General features: G+C 70.0%; 19 protein-coding genes. 7 read left to right on the forward strand and 12 right to left on the reverse strand.

Going from position 1 to position 16,405, the window contains the following annotated elements:
* The first annotated feature begins 449 nt into the window (after positions 1-449).
* A complete protein-coding gene (locus tag ACX28W_RS36850) occupies positions 450-629 on the forward strand; it encodes a hypothetical protein (protein WP_362080538.1) in 180 nt (59 codons plus the stop codon).
* Between the two features lie 49 nt (positions 630-678).
* Here the strand turns inward: ACX28W_RS36850 and ACX28W_RS36855 are convergent, their stop codons facing one another.
* Entirely contained in the window at positions 679-1,419 is a 741-nt protein-coding gene (locus ACX28W_RS36855; RefSeq protein WP_459004373.1) for an SDR family NAD(P)-dependent oxidoreductase, read from the reverse strand.
* Positions 1,420-1,471: 52 nt separating this feature from the next.
* Positions 1,472-2,083 (reverse strand): DUF4291 domain-containing protein, encoded by a 612-nt coding sequence (locus tag ACX28W_RS36860; protein WP_459004374.1) that lies wholly within the window; start codon positions 2,081-2,083, stop codon positions 1,472-1,474.
* 113 nt (positions 2,084-2,196) lie between these two features.
* Between ACX28W_RS36860 and ACX28W_RS36865 the strand changes: the two genes are divergently transcribed.
* Together ACX28W_RS36865 and lnt are read left to right on the forward strand one after the other, a co-directional pair.
* On the forward strand, positions 2,197-2,682 hold the full coding sequence (locus ACX28W_RS36865) for a nuclear transport factor 2 family protein (protein WP_459004375.1): 486 nt from the start codon (positions 2,197-2,199) through the stop codon (positions 2,680-2,682).
* A gap of 70 nt (positions 2,683-2,752) precedes the next feature.
* The gene (lnt, locus tag ACX28W_RS36870; protein WP_459004376.1) at positions 2,753-4,327 is read left to right on the forward strand and encodes an apolipoprotein N-acyltransferase; all 1,575 of its coding nucleotides are present in this window, start codon (positions 2,753-2,755) and stop codon (positions 4,325-4,327) included.
* On the opposite strand, the gene ACX28W_RS36875 is transcribed toward lnt, so the two are convergent.
* On the reverse strand, positions 4,245-5,156 hold the full coding sequence (locus ACX28W_RS36875) for a Gfo/Idh/MocA family protein (RefSeq protein WP_459004377.1): 912 nt from the start codon (positions 5,154-5,156) through the stop codon (positions 4,245-4,247). The genes lnt and ACX28W_RS36875 overlap by 83 nt on opposite strands.
* A gap of 444 nt (positions 5,157-5,600) precedes the next feature.
* Between ACX28W_RS36875 and ACX28W_RS36880 the strand changes: the two genes are divergently transcribed.
* The gene (locus ACX28W_RS36880; protein WP_459004378.1) at positions 5,601-6,062 is read left to right on the forward strand and encodes a hypothetical protein; all 462 of its coding nucleotides are present in this window, start codon (positions 5,601-5,603) and stop codon (positions 6,060-6,062) included.
* Positions 6,063-6,308: 246 nt separating this feature from the next.
* Here the strand turns inward: ACX28W_RS36880 and ACX28W_RS36885 are convergent, their stop codons facing one another.
* The 7 genes from ACX28W_RS36885 to ACX28W_RS36915 form a co-directional block, all read right to left on the reverse strand.
* Positions 6,309-6,872 (reverse strand): hypothetical protein, encoded by a 564-nt coding sequence (locus ACX28W_RS36885; RefSeq protein ID WP_459004423.1) that lies wholly within the window; start codon positions 6,870-6,872, stop codon positions 6,309-6,311.
* 122 nt (positions 6,873-6,994) lie between these two features.
* A complete protein-coding gene (locus ACX28W_RS36890; protein WP_459004379.1) occupies positions 6,995-7,678 on the reverse strand; it encodes a uracil-DNA glycosylase in 684 nt (227 codons plus the stop codon).
* A 103-nt stretch (positions 7,679-7,781) separates the two neighbouring features.
* On the reverse strand, positions 7,782-9,362 hold the full coding sequence (locus ACX28W_RS36895) for an ABC transporter substrate-binding protein (protein ID WP_459004380.1): 1,581 nt from the start codon (positions 9,360-9,362) through the stop codon (positions 7,782-7,784).
* Positions 9,363-9,557: 195 nt separating this feature from the next.
* On the reverse strand, positions 9,558-10,316 hold the full coding sequence (locus ACX28W_RS36900) for an SDR family oxidoreductase (RefSeq protein WP_459004381.1): 759 nt from the start codon (positions 10,314-10,316) through the stop codon (positions 9,558-9,560).
* A 17-nt stretch (positions 10,317-10,333) separates the two neighbouring features.
* Positions 10,334-11,095: a 3-oxoacyl-ACP reductase FabG gene (gene fabG, locus ACX28W_RS36905; protein ID WP_362078023.1), complete on the reverse strand. Its 762-nt coding sequence runs from the start codon at positions 11,093-11,095 to the stop codon at positions 10,334-10,336.
* A 180-nt stretch (positions 11,096-11,275) separates the two neighbouring features.
* Entirely contained in the window at positions 11,276-11,659 is a 384-nt protein-coding gene (locus ACX28W_RS36910; protein ID WP_459004382.1) for a DUF3037 domain-containing protein, read from the reverse strand.
* On the reverse strand, positions 11,656-12,444 hold the full coding sequence (locus ACX28W_RS36915; protein ID WP_459004383.1) for a HipA family kinase: 789 nt from the start codon (positions 12,442-12,444) through the stop codon (positions 11,656-11,658). Before ACX28W_RS36915 ends, ACX28W_RS36910 begins: the two co-directional genes overlap by 4 nt.
* A gap of 198 nt (positions 12,445-12,642) precedes the next feature.
* Here ACX28W_RS36915 and ACX28W_RS36920 point away from each other — a divergent pair, with 198 nt between their 5' ends.
* Complete coding sequence (locus ACX28W_RS36920; RefSeq protein ID WP_459004384.1) at positions 12,643-13,110, forward strand: Rieske (2Fe-2S) protein; 468 nt, start codon at positions 12,643-12,645, stop codon at positions 13,108-13,110.
* Positions 13,111-13,122: 12 nt separating this feature from the next.
* Here the strand turns inward: ACX28W_RS36920 and ACX28W_RS36925 are convergent, their stop codons facing one another.
* The gene (locus ACX28W_RS36925; RefSeq protein WP_459004385.1) at positions 13,123-13,761 is read right to left on the reverse strand and encodes a cysteine hydrolase family protein; all 639 of its coding nucleotides are present in this window, start codon (positions 13,759-13,761) and stop codon (positions 13,123-13,125) included.
* 171 nt (positions 13,762-13,932) lie between these two features.
* Here ACX28W_RS36925 and ACX28W_RS36930 point away from each other — a divergent pair, with 171 nt between their 5' ends.
* A complete protein-coding gene (locus ACX28W_RS36930) occupies positions 13,933-14,400 on the forward strand; it encodes a pyridoxamine 5'-phosphate oxidase family protein (RefSeq protein WP_459004386.1) in 468 nt (155 codons plus the stop codon).
* Between the two features lie 91 nt (positions 14,401-14,491).
* Here the strand turns inward: ACX28W_RS36930 and ACX28W_RS36935 are convergent, their stop codons facing one another.
* Entirely contained in the window at positions 14,492-15,394 is a 903-nt protein-coding gene (locus tag ACX28W_RS36935; protein ID WP_459004388.1) for a LysR family transcriptional regulator, read from the reverse strand.
* 75 nt (positions 15,395-15,469) lie between these two features.
* On the opposite strand from ACX28W_RS36935, the gene ACX28W_RS36940 reads away from it, so the two are divergent.
* Positions 15,470-16,405: a DMT family transporter gene (locus ACX28W_RS36940; RefSeq protein WP_459004389.1), complete on the forward strand. Its 936-nt coding sequence runs from the start codon at positions 15,470-15,472 to the stop codon at positions 16,403-16,405.

A 16,405-nucleotide genomic window follows, 5' to 3' on the forward strand; every position in this document is an offset into this window, starting at 1 on the left:
TCGGCAACCGACGACAACGCCGCAGATCGGCGTGCCGGACCCCGCGTCTCCGGCATGATCCGCCGGACAGGCCCTAGGGGATTCCCCCTCGATCCGCGCGCCCCTCACGGTGTTCCGCGAGATGGACATCACCAGGCCGACCGCACGGTCGGCCTGGCTCCGCACGTGGGCCGAGCGACACCGACCGGTCCCGGGTCGCCGCCCGCGAAAACGGAGCGACACCGCGCCTGCGACCCGGCCACACTCCCGTACATGACCTTGCCCCAGCAGTTCGCCCTGCCGTCTGCGGAGTACCTGGCATGGTGCCGGGAGTCGCCCCCCAACTGCCCGGTCTGCGCGTCGTCGCATGGGTCGACCGACCCGGGCCACCGCCGACCGTGACGAACCACATACCGCCTGAGTAGCCGACTGGTAGCGCACTGTCAGTCCTTGCCCCTAGGCTTACGCGCATGTCCCCCGATTTCACTCACTCTGGTTCCGTGCGGTCTGCCGCCGCGTTAAACGAGCAGATCCGCGCCCTGTGGATCCGCGCGGGCGGTTCCCTGTCCGCTCAGGAGCGTGCGGAGTACGAGCTGCTGGTCGTGAAGTGGGCGGAAGCGATACGCGGAGAGGTCATCGAGGCGGCGTGAGGTCCAGGGAGTGACGGTCACCCGGGACCGACGTCCCGCGAGTTGACGCTCACCGTCCCCCGGAAACCCGCAGCACCGCCCCCGTCGTGTACGACGCGTCGGGCGACATCAACCAGGCGATGGCGGCGGCGACTTCCTCGGCCTGCCCGACGCGGCGCAGTGGAATCGAGGACGCGGCGCGTTCGGCGCGAGCCGGGTCGCCCATGGCCGCGTGCATCTCGGTGTCGATCATGCCGGGCGCGACGGCGTTGACGCGGATGCCGTCCGGGCCGAGTTCCTTGGCAAGGCCCATCGTCAGGGCGTCGACGGCCGCCTTCGTGGCCGCGTAGTGGACGAACTCCCCCGGGCTGCCGAGCGTGGCCGCCGCCGAGGACACATTGACGATGATGCCGCTCCCCCACGCCGCCATGGACCGGGCGGCGCGGCGCGAACACAGCAGTGTCCCCAGGAGGTTGACCTCGACCACCCGTCGCAGCTCGGCGGGGTCGGTGTCCGCGAGTCTGCCGAGCGGTCCGGTCACCCCGGCGTTGTTCACCAGTCCGGTCACCGGCCCGAGCCGCTCCGCCGCCGTGTCGAAGAGCCGCTCGACGTCGTCCTCGTCGGAGGTGTCCACCCGCACCGTGACACAGCGCGCCCCCGCCGCGCGCACGGCGGCCGCGGCCCGCTCCGCCGCCGCGCCGTCGCTCACGTACCCCACCACCACGTCGTGTCCGTCCGCCGCGAGCCGCGCACAGGTCGCGGCACCGATCCCCCGGCTACCACCCGTGACGACCGTGACATGACGTGTCATACGTGCCTCCTCATGGCGAACCTGATCCGCACCAAGCCCGCATGCGATCACCCTACGATCGCAGCCGCGCCAGCACGTCCTCATCGAGAGCGTAGGGCCGCTCCTCGGGCAACAGCCCAGCCGCGCGGTCGAGTTCCCCCGCGCGCACGAGGGCGTGGACCTCCGTCGCGAGCGGCGTCACGTCGTCGATGCGCACGATCCAATCGTCCGCGTACCGGGCCGCCGCCTCACCCCCGAGTCCCAGTTGGAGAGAGCGGTACGGCAGCGCATTCAGCCGCAGATCACGCTCGGGATCCCACTGGACCCGCGCCGCCGCCTGCCTCAACTGCCGCTTCCAGGAGGCCTGGTCCTCGTGCAGCTCGGGCACATAGTGCGAGAGACAGGAGTTGCGCAGCGCCCAGACGAAGCCCTCGCGACCGATCTCGACGGCCAGAACCGTCTCCTGCCCCTCCTTCGTACCCCAGCCGCAGCGATACATCATCCACAGGAACGACGGCTTGATCCATGTCATCCGGTCGCGCTTCCAGGCGGACGGAAAACAGTTGTCGCGCGCCGCGGCAAGGCCGATCTCCGGGCGATACGCCTGGTAGACGGTGACCGTGGAAGGCGTGTGGCGGGCCCGGATGCGGAACTTGGGCTCTGCTGGGAGGGATTGATCGTTCACGGCCAACAGGATCCGCCGGCGGAGCACGCCAGGGCCACCGAATATCGCTGCACGGCTCTCGATATCGCTGCACGCCCCTTGGCTGCGCACGCTCCGTGGCCAACACTGAGCCGATGACGCAGCGTGTGGAGCTCGCGACCGTGATGGACCGGTTCGCCGTGGACGGACTCGTCACCGAGTACGCGGTGGCGGTCGACGACGGCGACTGGGAGGCGTACCGGAGGCTGTTCGCGCCGGACGGACGCGCCGACTACCGCTCGGCCGGCGGCATCGAGGGGGACGCCGACCAGGTCGCGGAATGGCTGGCCCAGAGCATGCGGCTGTTCCCCATGCGCCAGCATCTGATCGTGAACCGGCGGGTGCGGTTCGGGGTGCTGGACCAGGACACGGGCGACACGGCCCGGGTCCAGGCGGACTACATCAATCCGATGCGGTTGGCGGGACCCGAAAGCGGATCCACCGCCCCCGACTTCCTGTGCGGCGGCCGGTACGCCTTCGGACTGGTGCGTACGGACCTGGGCTGGCGGCTGCGTGAGGTGGTCGTCCAGGAGAAGTGGCGCCGCACTCCCCAGACAGGCCAGGAACCGGCGGCCCCCTGAGCAGACGCTCTTGTCGGAGATCGTCCCCGACGCGCACACTGGAGGCACGCACCGGGGAGGGAGGCGCTGTATGAAGATGCCCGATCGCCTTCTCACCTCCCCTTGGCAGCGTGGAATCGTCGCCGCGCTGGCGGGCTCACTGCCGGTCTTCGCCTTCCCCTCCCCGTCGTGGTGGTGGTTCGCGTATGTCGCCCTCGTGCCCTGGATACTGCTGGTCCGCTCGGCCCCGACGGGGAGGCGGGCCGCGTACGACGGCTGGCTCGGCGGACTGGGTTTCATGCTGGCCGTGCACCACTGGCTGCTGCCGAACCTGCATGTGTTCACGATCGTGATAGCGGCGCTGCTCGGTGTGCTGTGGGCGCCCTGGGGCTGGCTCGTACGACGGTTCCTCGCGGGCGTGCCATCGGCGGGGCGGGTCGGGGCCGCGCTCGTCGTGCTGCCCTCGGGGTGGCTGATGGTCGAACTCATCCGGTCCTGGCAGGGCTTGGGCGGGCCCTGGGGTCTGCTCGGGTCGAGCCAGTGGCAGCTGGAGCCCGCACTGCGGCTCGCCTCGGTCGGCGGGGTGTGGCTGCTGAGCTTCCTGGTGGTGGCGGTCAATGTCGCGGTCGCCGTGCTGGTCTCGGTGCGACAGTCCCGTATACCCGCCCTCGCCGGACTGGTCGCCGCGGCCGCCGCGACCTCGGCGGCCTGGATGTGGTCGCCCCGCCCGGACGGGGAGGGCCGCGTCCGGATCGCCGTCGTCCAGCCCGGTGTCGTCGGTGGCACGGACAGCGGCGAGCAGCGCTTCACCCGCGAGGAGGCGCTCACCCGCACCCTCGCCGGACAGGACGTCGACCTGATCGTCTGGGGCGAGAGCAGTGTCGGTTTCGACCTGGCCGACCGCCCCGACCTGTCGGACCGGATCGCCGCGCTGTCCCGCCTGACCGGCGTCGACATCCTGGTGAACGTCGACGCACGCCGCTCCGACCAGCCCGGAATCTACAAGAGTTCCATCCTCGTGGGACCGCAGGGGCCGACCGGCGACCGCTACGACAAGATGCGGCTCGTCCCCTTCGGTGAGTACATACCCGCGCGTTCCCTTCTCGGCTGGGCGACCTCGGTGGGCGAGGCGGCGGGCGAGGACCGCAGGCGCGGCACCGAGCAGGTGGTGATGAATGCCGGGCACGGGTTGCGGGTCGGCCCGATGGTCTGCTTCGAGTCGGCGTTTCCCGACATGAGCCGTCATCTCGCCCAGGACGGTGCCAAGGTGCTGATCGCGCAGTCCTCGACGTCCACCTTCCAGCACAGCTGGGCGCCGGAGCAGCACGCCTCGCTCGCCGCACTGCGGGCCGCCGAGACCGGCCGCCCGATGGTGCACGCGACACTGACCGGCGTCTCCGCCGTCTACGGCCCCGGTGGCGAGCGCGTCGGCTCCTGGCTCGGCACCGATGAGAGCGGGGCGGCGGTGTACGACGTACCGCTGGCCGGCGGTGTCACGCCGTACGTCCGGTTCGGGGACTGGCCGGTGCACGCGGCGCTGCTGGTACTGGCGGCCTTGTGCGCGACGGAGGGCGTCCGGGCGCTCAGGCTACGGCGGACTGCTCCTGAACCGCTCGTACCACCTGCTCGCACAGTTCGTGAGTCGCCAGCGCGTCACGGGCACTGAGCACCTTGCCCGCGCGTACGGCGTCGAGGAAAGCGACCACGCCCTGCTCGATGCCGCGCTGCCGGGCCACCGGCACCCAGTCCCCGCGCCGCCGCACGGTGGGCTGCCCCTTGTGGTCGATCACCTCGGCGAGATTGAGCACCTGACGCTTGGTGTCCTGCCCCGACACTTCGAGGATCTCCTCCGCCGAACCGCTGAGCCGGTTCATCACACCGAGCGCGGTGAAGCCGTCTCCGGCGAGCTGGAGCACGACGTGGTGCAGCAGCCCGTCCTCGGCGCGGGCCCGCACGGTCACGTCGTCGATCGGCCCCGGCACCAGGAACCGCAGCGTGTCCACGACGTGGATGAAGTCGTCGAGGATCATCGTGCGCGTCTCCTCGGGCAGCCCTATGCGGTTCTTCTGCATCAGGATCAGCTCGCGCGGGTGGTCGGCGCACTGCGCGTACCCGGGCGCGTAACGCCGGTTGAAGCCGACGGCGAGACTGACGTTCCGTTCCTCCGCGAGCCGCACCAGGCGCTCCGAGTCGGCCAGCTCGTAGGCGAGCGGCTTGTCGACGAACGTCGGTACGCCCGCCTCCAGGAGCCGCGTGACGATCTCCGGGTGCGCGACGGTGGCCGCGTGCACGAACGCCGCGTCGAGATCCTGCGCCAGCAGCTCCGAGAGGTCGGCGTGTCGCTGTGTCACCGGCAGGTGGAGGCCGTCGCCGACCCGAGCAAGCGTCGCGGGCGTCCGCGTCTGCAGATGCAGCTCGACCCCCGACTGGACGGCGAGCACCGGCAGATACGCCTTCTGCGCGATGTCGCCGAGTCCGATGCAGCCGACCTTCACAGGGGTCTCCTCAAAGGGGTGTGGGCGGGGTTTTTGACCTCGTCGGAAGCATACGACCGCGACAGCGGCCGCCAGTCTGCGATGCCGTCGAAACTTCGCGGGAACGGCGCGGGTGTGCCTTGGACGGCGCGGCGATCACGCGGTCGCGTACGGCGCTGCCGACGCGGTTGCTCACCATGGTGAACCGGGCGCACGGCCTTCCGGGCGATCGCGGTCATACGGAGATCGCGATCGTGCGGGGCTTGCGGTCCTACGAGGCTTGCGGTCATAAGGAGATCGCGGTCCTACGAGGCTTGCGGTCCGCCGTGCAGGTGGCGAGGCCGGGCAGCTCCGGGTCAGCCTGCGGGCGGCGGCGCCCACCGGAGGAGCGGAAGGATCACCCGTGCGGGGCATCCTGCGCCTACCCGCTCCCCAAAGTGGGCCGCAGGCGCCAGAGTTGCGCGGGTGCATCGAACGACAACGACCGCAACGCTCCTGGTCACCGTGGCGGCCACCGCCCTCGCCGGCTGTGTGACCGTCCAGCGACCGCCCGTTTCCAGCCGACCGCCCGCACCGGCCCTCCCGTCGGCACCGCGTCCGGACGGCAACGCCGAGCCACAGGTCGTGCAGGCGCCGGCGCGGGAGGCGCTGGCACTGATCGAGCCGTCCCGCAAGCCGTCGCCGAGCGCTTCGAAGCCGAGCCACGCGGCTCCCCCGGCCCCCGCCGCTCCGCAGGCGCCCCCGCCGAGACGCCCACACACCGCTCCACAGCCCCAGCCGGACCGGCCCGCACCCCGCACCGTCACCCCGCCCGCCACGCCGGAGCTGCCGAAGACTCCTGACCTGTGTGCCCTCGGCAGGAAGTACGGGGGCTGGAAGGCGGACAGCCCCGAGTCGGTCATCTGCAAGGAGACCTACGGCCGCTGACGGGTCCGGTACGCGTCACGACGCACCCCCGACCCCGGCAGGGCGCCTTTCGTCGACTCCTCGGCCTGCGTCAGCGCCGGGGCCGACGTCCGCCTGCTGGCGCGGAACTCCTCACGGCAGGCGGTCCGAGACCCTCGTCGGCGGCGCGGCGAGCGGCGGCCCGACCACCCTGCTGCGACACCGACCCGCCGGGCCTCGGCACCGCGCACCCCAGGCCTGGCCTGGCACGGTGCTCTCCCCGGGACCCTAGGGTCGCTGTCTCGGCGGCCCCAGCGTCTCGCCTCCGGGCCCGCCGAAGGAGCCGGGGCCCTCGAAGGGACCGAGGCCCTCCCCCGATGCCCCGCCGAGTCTCAGCTCCAGACGGCCGATGGCCGCCCGCACACCGTCTCCGTAACCGTCGTCCCCGAGGGCGCCGACCGCGCCGCGGGCCCGACTCAGATGGCTGCGGGCGGCATCGGAGCGGCCGAGTTTCACATAGTCGGCCGCCAGGTTCAGATGCAGCGACGGGTAGAACACGCGCACCGCGAGCGACTGGTCGTGCTCGACGACCCTCCCGTCGGTAAGCTCCTCGGCCGCCGACAAGGCCCGCAGGTCCCAGGCCAGCTCATCCGAAGGATCGTCCTGCGTGTCCGCCATGTAGTGCGCCAGCGTGCAGCGGTGCAGTGGGTCGCCGTCCTGGCCGATCTCCGCCCACAGGTCCAGGAAGCGCCCCCGAGCCTCCTCACGGTCGCCACCATGGTGCAGCATGACGACCTGTCCGATCCGGGTCATCATGGCATCCGGCGCCGCCTTCTCCTGTTGCTCCGCCACCGCGTCCTCCAGGCTCGTCACTGTCCCTTCCGACGCTAGCCGCAGGCACTGACATTCACGCTCAGGCGCCCCCGTACGCCGCTGGGCCAGGCCGGTGACGGTCCCGCCCAGCGGCACCGGCGTCAGCCGAGGTCCGGAATCCGCCAGTCGATCGGCTCATGGCCCTGCCGGGCGACCGCCTCGTTGATCTGCGTGAACGGGCGGGAGCCGAAGAACTTCTTGGCGGAGAGCGGCGAGGGGTGCGCGCCCTTCACCACGACGTGCCGCTCCTCGTCGATGAGCGGGAGCTTCTTCTGCGCGTAGTTGCCCCACAGGACGAAGACCGCCGGGTCGGGCCGGTCGGCAACGGCACGGATCACCGCATCCGTGAACTTCTCCCAGCCCTTGCCCTTGTGCGAGTTGGCCTCACCGGACCGCACCGTCAGCACCGCGTTGAGCAACAGGACGCCCTGCTCGGCCCACGGCATCAGATAGCCGTTGTCCGGGATCGGGGTGCCGAGCTCCTCCTTCATCTCCTTGTAGATGTTCCGCAAGGAGGGCGGGGTCTTGACTCCGGGGCGGACCGAGAAGCACAGGCCGTGTCCCTGGCCCTCGCCGTGGTACGGGTCCTGGCCGAGGATCAACACCTTCACCCGCTCGTACGGCGTCGCATCGAGTGCGGCGAAGACCTCCTCGCGCGGAGGGTAGACGGGACCCTTGGCGCGCTCCTCCTCGACGAACTCGGCGAGTTCCTTGAAGTAGGGCTGCTGCAGCTGCTCGCCCAGGACGCCGCGCCAGGACTCGGGCAGCATGGCGGTGTCGGTCACGTCAAGTTCCTCCGATGTGCGGTCACTTCCAGGCTTCAGAACCTACAGGCGACCACTGACAATCGGACTCGCGCCCCGTACCGCCGTACGCCCCTCCCTCCTGCTACCAGCTGGTCTTCCGGTACAGCTCCCACATCATCATGATCGTCGAGGGGTCGAGGGCCTGCTCGCCGCCCGCGATCTCCTCGCTCGCCGCCACGTACTGCCTGCCCTGCCACAGAGGCAGCAGCCGGGCGTCGTCGACGAGGATCTGCTGGGCCTCCTCGAACTCCTCGACGACGGCCCCGCGGTCGATCTCACGGCGCGACTGGGGCAGCAGGACGTCGGTGATCCGCGGCGCCGGATAGGGCGTACCGAGCGCGTTCTGCGCACCCACGAACGGCGCGATGAAGTTCTCGGCGTCCGGGAAGTCGGGGAACCAGCCGCGCCCGAACACCGGGTACTCGCCCTTGCGGTAGCCCTCTTCGTACGTCTTCCAGGGGCGCCCGTTGAGGCTGACCCTGAACAGGCCGGAGTCCTCGAGCTGGCTCTTGAGCTCCCGGAACTCCGGGGCGGTCTCGGAGCCATAGCGGTCGGTGGTGTACCAGAGGGTGAGCGGGACGCGCTCGGTGATGCCCGCCTCCAGGAGGATCTGCCGGGCCTTGGACGAACTGGGGTCCCCGTAGTCGTCGAAAAAGCCTGTCGTGTGCCCGGTCAGCCCCTTGGGGACCATGGAGTAGAGCGGTTCGACGGTGTCCTTGTAGACCTTGTGCGCGATCGCCGCTCGGTCGACGATCTGGGCGACCGCCTTGCGGACCGCTGGAATCTTGGCCCACGGGTCCTTCGGGTTGAACACCAGGTAACTGATCTCGGTGCCCGCGCCCTCGACGAGCTGGAGGTAGTTCTCGGCACCCGCGGTCCGGAGCGAGACGACGTCATGGGAGGCGAGGCCACGGAAGGTGACGTCGATCTCCTTGTCCCTGAGGGCGTCGACCATCTTGCCGGAGTCCGGGAAGTAGCGGATGGTGACCGCGTCGTTCTTGCGCTGGGCGAAACCCTTGTAGTGGTCGTTCCTGACGAGTACGGCCTTCTCGCCGTCCTCGTAGGAGCGCAGGCTGTACGGCCCGGACCCGAGGACCTTTCCGTCCTTGCGCGGCGAGCGGGCGGGGTAGTCGTCGGGGTCGACGATCGACATGGCCGGCGTGGCCAGGACGAACGGGAAGGTGGCGTCCGACTGGTTGAGGTGGAAGACGATCTCCCGCTCGCCCCGTGCCTGGACCCGGTCGAGGCTGCCCAGCAGACCCGCGGGACCGCTGGGCAGGTTGATCTTCCTGATCCGGTCGATCGAGTACTTCACGGCCTGCGCGTCGAGGGTGCCGCCGTCGGAGAATTTCAGGTCCGCGCGCAGCTCGCAGCGGTACGTGCGGTTCGAGGTGTCCGTGAACGCGCAGCTCTCGGCCGCGTCGGGTTCGGGCGACACCGCCCCGGAGGGGTAGCTCAGCAGCGTCTGGTAGATGTTGCGGAACAGCTCCCAGGAGCCGTCCCAGGAGGCGGCCGGGTCCAGCGTGCTCGGGACGCTGGTGGTGCCCACGACGATCGGCCCGTCATCCTCGGTCGATCCCGAGGTGAGGACACCGCACCCGGCCACCAGGGTTATGGACGTGATCCCCGCCAGCTGCCGCAGACGTTGGTTCCGGTTGAACACGCGCACGCTCCTCGATCTGCCGTACCAAGGGTCGGCAGACCATACCGCAGTGCCCCACCGGTGAACCCGCGTTCCTGGCAGGGCACTTGATCAGCGCATACGTGACTACGTTGTCATGCTGCGGTGCACCAATGTCACCTCGACGCGGGCGCTGTTCCTGTCCATCGGCTCGCGCCCGCGTCGAAGCTCAGGTCATCACACCCCGGCGTTCAGGAAGATGCCGCCGTCGACGACGAGGGTCTGACCGGTGATCCAGTCCGACTGCGCCGAGGTCAGGAAGGCGGCGGCGCCCCCGATGTCGGAGGGCACGCCGAGCCGGCCGAGCGGGTAGGACGCGGCCGCCTCCTCTTCTCGGCCCTCGTACAGAGCCTGCGCGAACTTGGTCTTGACGACGGCGGGTGCGATCGCGTTGACCCGCACCGTGGGCGCGAACTCGTGTGCCAGCTGCACGGTCAGGTTGATCATGGCGGCCTTGCTGATGCCGTACGCGCCGATGAAGGGCGAGGCCGAGATGCCCGCGACGGAGGCGATGTTGACGATCGCGCCCCCGTTGTCCTTCTGCCAGGCGTGCCAGGTCTTCTGCGCGAAGCCGAGCGCCGAGACGACGTTGGTCTCGAAGACCTTGCGCGCCACCTCCAGGTCGAGGTCCGCGATCGGGCCGAACACCGGGTTCGTACCGGCATTGTTGACCAGGTAGTCGACGCGCCCGAAGGCCTCCATGGTGCGCTCGACGGCGACGGTCTGGTGGGCCTGGTCGTGCGCCTTGCCCGCGACGCCGATGACGCGGTCGGCACCGAGTGCCTCGACCGCCTCCTTCAGGGTGTCCTCGTTGCGCCCCGTGATGCATACGCGGTCACCGCGGGCGATGAGGGCCTCCGCGACGCCGTAACCGATGCCGCGGCTCGCGCCCGTGATGAGGGCGACCTTGCCGGAGAGTTCGGGAAGTGCGGTCATGTCCGTGTCCCCCGGCCTCAGTTGAGCGGTCCGCCGGCCACGTACAGCACCTGGCCGGAGACGAATCCGGCGGCCTCGCCGGTGAAGAAGGCGATGGCGTTGGCGATGTCGTCGGGGTTGCCGACGCGCTGCACGGGGATCTGGGTGGCGGCGGCGGCCTGGAAGTCCTCGAAGCCCATGCCTACGCGCTCGGCGGTGGCCGCGGTCATGTCGGTGGCGATGAAGCCGGGCGCGACGGCGTTCGCGGTGACGCCGAACTTGCCGAGCTCGATGGCGAGGGTCTTGGTGAAGCCCTGCATACCGGCCTTCGCGGCGGAGTAGTTCACCTGGCCGCGGTTGCCGAGCGCCGAGGACGACGACAGGTTGACGATCCGACCGAACTTCGCGTCCACCATGTGCTTCTGACATGCCTTGGCCATCAGGAAAGCGCCGCGCAGATGCACGTTCATGACCGTGTCCCAGTCGGACGCGCTCATCTTGAAGAGCAGGTTGTCGCGGAGTACGCCCGCGTTGTTCACCAGGATCGTCGGCGCGCCGAGTTCCTCGGCGATCCGCGCGACCGCGGCCTCGACCTGCGCCTCGTCGGAGACGTCGCAGCCGACCGCGATGGCCTTGCCACCGGCGGCAGTGATCTTCTCGACGGTGTCCTTGCACGCGGCCTCGTCGAGGTCGATCACCGCGACGGCGCGGCCCTCGGCTGCCAGTCGTACGGCGGTCGCGGCGCCGATGCCGCGCGCGGCACCGGTGACTACGGCGACGCGCTGCTCAGTGGTGGACATTGCTGGTTCTCCTCGCCCTTGAAAAGCCCTGCGGCTTGTCTGAAAAGCCCTGCGGCTTGACATGTCCTGCGGCTCACACGGTACGCCCCTCGGGTGAGCGACCGCTTAGTACCTTCAGCAGACGTGACGCTAGAAGCCCTGGCACCCGGTGTCAACGGCACATCGCGGGCGTGTGACCCATTACCTGACGAGCAACTCGAGCAACCGCTCCGCCTCGGCCTGCGGATCGGCGGTCAGTCCGGTGTGCACGGGCCCCGGCTGAACGACGGTGGAGCGGGGCGCGATCAGCCAGCGAAAGCGCCGACCGGCGTCGTCGCCTGCCGCCTGACCTGCCGCTTTCCCGCCTGAGCAGACCCCCTCGACAGCACGCAGCGCGGCCCGTACGCCCGCCACGTCGGCGTCCGGGTCCAGCGCCCGCAGCTTGGTCTCGTCCAGATGCGTACGGGCGGCCACGAAGGACTTGGCGCGGCAGTACACCAGCACGCCCGCGTTGAAGCACTCGCCGCGTTCGACGCGCGGCACGACACGCAGCAGCGCGTACTCGAAGACATCCCGCTCGCTCACTCGTTCCCCTTCATGCCCTTGATCTTGTCCCCCTCGATGCCCTTGATGCGCTCATGAATGGTGGCGGCGCGCGCGAGCAGCGGCTCCGCGTAGGCCCGCCGGAGCGCGTCCGTCGACTCGAAGCCCGGTTCGCCCATAAGCCACTCCTCGGGGATCTCGGCAGTCACCTCGGCGAGCAGTTCCTCGGTGATCAGCGGCGCCAGCTCGGCGGCGGCCGAGGAAATGTCCGGCCCGAAGGGCGCGAGCGCGTGGTCCGAGGCGTCGTACGGCTTGGCGGCAGAAGCCCGTGCGCCGGGCCAGTGGTGGTGCCAGATCATCGTGGCGCCGTGGTCGATGAGCCACAGATCGCCGTTCCACATGAGCAGGTTGGGGTTGCGCCAGGATCGGTCTACGTTGTTGACCAGCGCGTCGAACCAGACGACCCTGCCCGCGCCCTCGGCACTCACCTCGAAGGCGAGGGAGTCGAAGCCGATCGCGCGGGAGAGGAAGTCCATCCCGAGGTTCGTCCCGCCGCTCGATTTGAGCAGCTCCTGAACCTCCTGGTCCGGTTCGCCGAGCCCCATGACGGGGTCGAGGCCGATCGTCACCAGGCCGGGCACACGCAGGCCGAGCCGACGGGCAAGCTCACCGCAGACGACCTCCGCGACGAGCGTCTTGCGACCCTGCCCCGCGCCGGTGAACTTCATGACATAGGTCCCGAGATCGTCGGCCTCGACGAGCCCCGGCAGTGAACCGCCCTCACGCAGGGGCGTGATGTAGCGGGTCGCGATGACTTCCTTGAGCATCGCCCCAGGCTACTGGGGTGGTCCCGGGATCCGGCCGCGGCCCGAGGGCGCCCGTCGCGCCGGGATCCCGATGGGGGCGAACCGGCTGTCGACCGGCTGTCGGTTGCGTCAAGAAGTCCCCAACCTTCTGAACAGGGCACCAGGGTGGGCCGTACCCCTGTACGCATCACCATCACGTTCTTTGAAGGGAATGTCAGCATGACCAGCGAATCACTTCCCCCCGTCTCGGCTCCGGCCCGTCGCACGATCATGACGGCGGTCGGCGCGGCGGGGCTCGCCGTCGCGCTGACCGCGTGCGGATCGGACGACGGGTCCTCCGACTCGACGGCCAACGAGAGCGCGAGCAGCGGCGGCGACGCCGCGGCCGGGGACTCGGGCGGCACGGTCCTCGCCAAGACCACCGACATCCCCGAGGGCGGCGGCAAGGTCTTCGCCGACCAGGGCGTGGTGGTCACGCAGCCGACGGCGGGCACGTACAAGGCCTTCTCGTCCAAGTGCACCCACCAGGGCTGTGCGGTGAAGGACATCACTGACGGTGTGATCATCTGCCCGTGCCACGACAGCAGGTTCTCGGCGACCGACGGCAGTGTGACGAAAGGGCCCGCGACCCAGGCACTGGCCGCCGCCAACATCACGGTGGACGGCGACTCGATCACACTCGCGTGACCGCGGCGCTCTTCAGCGGCGCGTTCGCTTGAAGCAGGCCAGGACATCGTCGGTCGCCGTGATGGTGGCGACCAGGGCGAGCGTGTTGCGGATCATCGCGGGGGTGTAGTCGGAGGGCACCCCCGCGATGGCGTCCGCGGGCACGACGACGGTGTAGCCACGGTTCACGGCATCGAACACGGCGTTGGGAACAGCCACATTGGCCGAGACACCGGTCACGACGAGGGTGCGGCAGCCCAGGTTGCGCAGCAGCGCGTCGACGTCGGTGCCCGCGATCGGCGACAGCCCGTGCAGACGGCGTACGACGAAGTCCTCGTCGGCGACCTCGATGGGGGCCGCGACCCGTACCGCCGTGGTCCCCGACAGCTGCCGCACGGGCAGCCGTTCGGCCGCTCGGAACAGCCGGGCGTTGCGGTTGGCGCCGCGCCCGTCGGGCCGTCGCTCGGCGATCGCGTGGATCACCTGCACCCCGCTCTCGTGCGCGGCGGCGACCAGTTTGGCGACCTGGCCGAGCGCCCCCGAGGAGCGCGCCTCCTGGGCGAGTTCGGGCAGCGCGCTGTCCGGGCCCACGACACCCTGCTGACACTCGACGGTGAGCAGCACCGTGGCGGCGGGGTCGAGGAGTTCACTGAGCTGTTCGTACGACGGCATGGCTCCCCCAGTCGTCGGAGGTCGGAGCGGGCGAGCGTAACGACCATTGCGTGGGGACGGAAGACGGCCCATGCTTTTCTGACGCGATGTCAGAAGATCTCTGTCGATGGATCTCTGTCGACGTCAAAGAAGGTCGACAAAGAAGGTCGACGTGGAAGAAGAGGTGACCGCATGACCGTCACTCAGCGCAGAGGCCGGAAGATCATGATGACTCCCGGCGAACTGGACGAGTTCCTCACCACCCAGCGCACCTGCCGCGTCGCGACCGTGTCGAAGGACGGCACCCCGCATGTCAGCGCCCTCTGGTTCGTCTGGGACGGCACCTCGCTGTGGCTGTACTCCGTGGTACGCAGCAAGCGCTGGACGGAGCTGCGCCGCGACCCGCGGATCGCGGTGGTGATCGACACCGGCGAGGAGTACGGGGAGCTGCGGGGCGTCGAGCTGTCCGGCACCGTGGACTTCGTGGGCGAGGTCCCCCGCACCGGGGAGCTGTGCGCCGAACTCGACGTCCCCGAGACCTTGTTCGCGCGCAAGAACTTCGGCATCGAGGAGATGCCGCACGACGGCCGTCACGCGTGGGCGCGGCTGACACCGACGGCGATCGCCTCCTGGGACTTCCGCAAGCTGCCGCCGCAGTGACCCGATCGCAAGCTGCCGCCGCAGCGACCGGACCGCAGGCCACCGCCGCAGTAGCCCGACCGCAGATCGCCGCCGCAGTAACCCAAACCGTTCAGTGAACGCCCTCCCCGGCCATCTGCAGCGCAGAAACCGCCGCCCTGATCGAGGGGCGGCGGTCGGCGTCCGCCCGCCAGACGACGTAGACGTGCCGCCGTACGCGCTGGCGCAGCGGCACGGTGACGACCCCCTCGGGCATGGGATTGCGCCCGAGCAGCGGTGCGATGCAGACGCCCAGCCCCGCGGCGACCAGTCCGAGCTGCGTGTGCGTTTCCGCGGCGCGATGGCCGATGTGCGGCTCGACGCCCTTGGAGCGCAGTGTGAAGATCAGCCACTCGTGGCAGAACTCGCCCTCGCCCCAGGTGATCCACTCGTCCTCGGTGAAGTCGCCGAGGTCCACCTCCCCGCGGTCCGCGAGCCGGTGGCCGACCGGCATCGCCACATCGGCCGGGTCGTCGAGGATCGCCGCCTTCACCAGACCGTCGGGCAGCGGCATCGGCTTGTTGTACCAGTCGAGCACGACCGCCAGATCGAGGTCGCCGCGCACCACGCCGGCGACCCCGGCCTCGGGCTCCAGCTCGCACGAGCGCACCCGCAGCCCGGGGTGGTCGGCACGGAGCGCGGCGAGCGCGGTGGGAAACAGCCCGCGCGCGGCGGTCGGGAACGCGGAGAGCCGCAGCTCACCGACGGCCTGACCGCGCTGCGCCTCCAGGTCGGACTGGGCGAGCTCGACCTGGGACAGAATGCGCGCCGCGTGATCGGCGAGCAGCTGCCCGGCGTCCGTGAGGCGCACCCCCCGACCGTTCTTGGCGAGCAGTTGCTGGCCCACCTCGCGCTCCAGTTTGGACATCTGCTGGGACACGGCCGACGTCGTGACATGCAGCCCCTCGGCCGCGCCGCTCACCGAACCGTGCCGGGCGAGGGCGTCGAGGGTGCGCAGGCGCTCCAAATTCAACATGTAAGTAATGCTACGAGATAGCGGTCAAAAAATCTCGCTTGTGCTACGAGATTGTTCTGTCGCATCGTGGTGCCCATGAGCACCGTCGCCGCTTCCCGAACCGTCAAGCCGACCGACCCGGCCCCGCGCAGCCGCACCGCCGTCGACTGGCGGATCCGCTTCGGCGTCCTCTCCCTGATCTGGGGTTTCAGCTTCCTGCTCATCAAGGTCGGCACGGAGAGCTACGCACCGTTCCAGGTGACGCTCGGGCGGCTGGTGTTCGGGACCGCGGTGCTCGCGGCGGCGATGGCGGTGAAGCGGGAGCGGCTGCCGCGTGGAGCGCGCACCTGGGGCCATCTCGCGGTCGCGGCCTTCCTGCTCAACGCACTGCCGTTCTCGCTGTTCGCCTACTCCGAGCTGACGATCCCGTCCACGCTGGCGGGCATCTGCAACGCGACGTCGCCGCTGTGGGGGATGGCCCTGTCTCTGATCGCCCTCTCCGAGGACCGCCCGACCCGGCGCCGGGTCGCCGGTCTCGGCATCGGCTTCCTCGGCGTGCTGACAGTCCTCGGTGCCTGGCAGGGCTTCAACGGCCTGGACGCCACGGGCACGGCGATGGCCCTGCTGGCCTCGCTGAGCTACCCGATCGGCTGGATCTACGTCCGCCGCACACTGGCCGGCTCCGGCGACTCGCACCTGTCGATGACCGGCGCCCAGCTGCTGCTGGCCACCGTCCAGCTGGCCTTCGTCACACCGCTGTTCACCAGCCTGCCGAGCCACTTCCCGGTCGTCCCGCTGCTCGCCATAGCCGGCCTGGGCGCCCTGGGCACCGGCCTCGCCGTGCTCCTCCAGTACGGCCTGGTCGCCGAGGTCGGCCCGACGACGGCCCAGATGGTGACCTACTTCATCCCGGTCATCGCCACCGCGGCGGGCGTGGCGATCCTGGGCGAGTCGCTGACCTGGTCGACGCCGGTCGGCGCGGTGATCGTCCTGGCGGGCGCCGCGCTCACTCAGACCAGGACACGCCGGTGA

It is taken from the genome of Streptomyces sp. SD15 (assembly GCF_054462255.1).

Bases quoted from the DNA above. Each gene is read 5' to 3' on its own strand.
- ACX28W_RS36850 (WP_362080538.1), top strand. From the start codon at position 450: ATGTCCCCCGATTTCACTCACTCTGGTTCCGTGCGGTCTGCCGCCGCG.
- ACX28W_RS36855 (WP_459004373.1), bottom strand. From the start codon at position 1,419: ATGACACGTCATGTCACGGTCGTCACGGGTGGTAGCCGGGGGATCGGT.
- ACX28W_RS36865 (WP_459004375.1), top strand. From the start codon at position 2,197: ATGACGCAGCGTGTGGAGCTCGCGACCGTGATGGACCGGTTCGCCGTG.
- lnt (WP_459004376.1), top strand. From the start codon at position 2,753: ATGAAGATGCCCGATCGCCTTCTCACCTCCCCTTGGCAGCGTGGAATC.
- ACX28W_RS36900 (WP_459004381.1), bottom strand. From the start codon at position 10,316: ATGACCGCACTTCCCGAACTCTCCGGCAAGGTCGCCCTCATCACGGGC.
- fabG (WP_362078023.1), bottom strand. From the start codon at position 11,095: ATGTCCACCACTGAGCAGCGCGTCGCCGTAGTCACCGGTGCCGCGCGC.
- ACX28W_RS36915 (WP_459004383.1), bottom strand. From the start codon at position 12,444: ATGCTCAAGGAAGTCATCGCGACCCGCTACATCACGCCCCTGCGTGAG.
- ACX28W_RS36920 (WP_459004384.1), top strand. From the start codon at position 12,643: ATGACCAGCGAATCACTTCCCCCCGTCTCGGCTCCGGCCCGTCGCACG.
- ACX28W_RS36925 (WP_459004385.1), bottom strand. From the start codon at position 13,761: ATGCCGTCGTACGAACAGCTCAGTGAACTCCTCGACCCCGCCGCCACG.
- ACX28W_RS36930 (WP_459004386.1), top strand. From the start codon at position 13,933: ATGACCGTCACTCAGCGCAGAGGCCGGAAGATCATGATGACTCCCGGC.
- ACX28W_RS36935 (WP_459004388.1), bottom strand. From the start codon at position 15,394: ATGTTGAATTTGGAGCGCCTGCGCACCCTCGACGCCCTCGCCCGGCAC.
- ACX28W_RS36940 (WP_459004389.1), top strand. From the start codon at position 15,470: ATGAGCACCGTCGCCGCTTCCCGAACCGTCAAGCCGACCGACCCGGCC.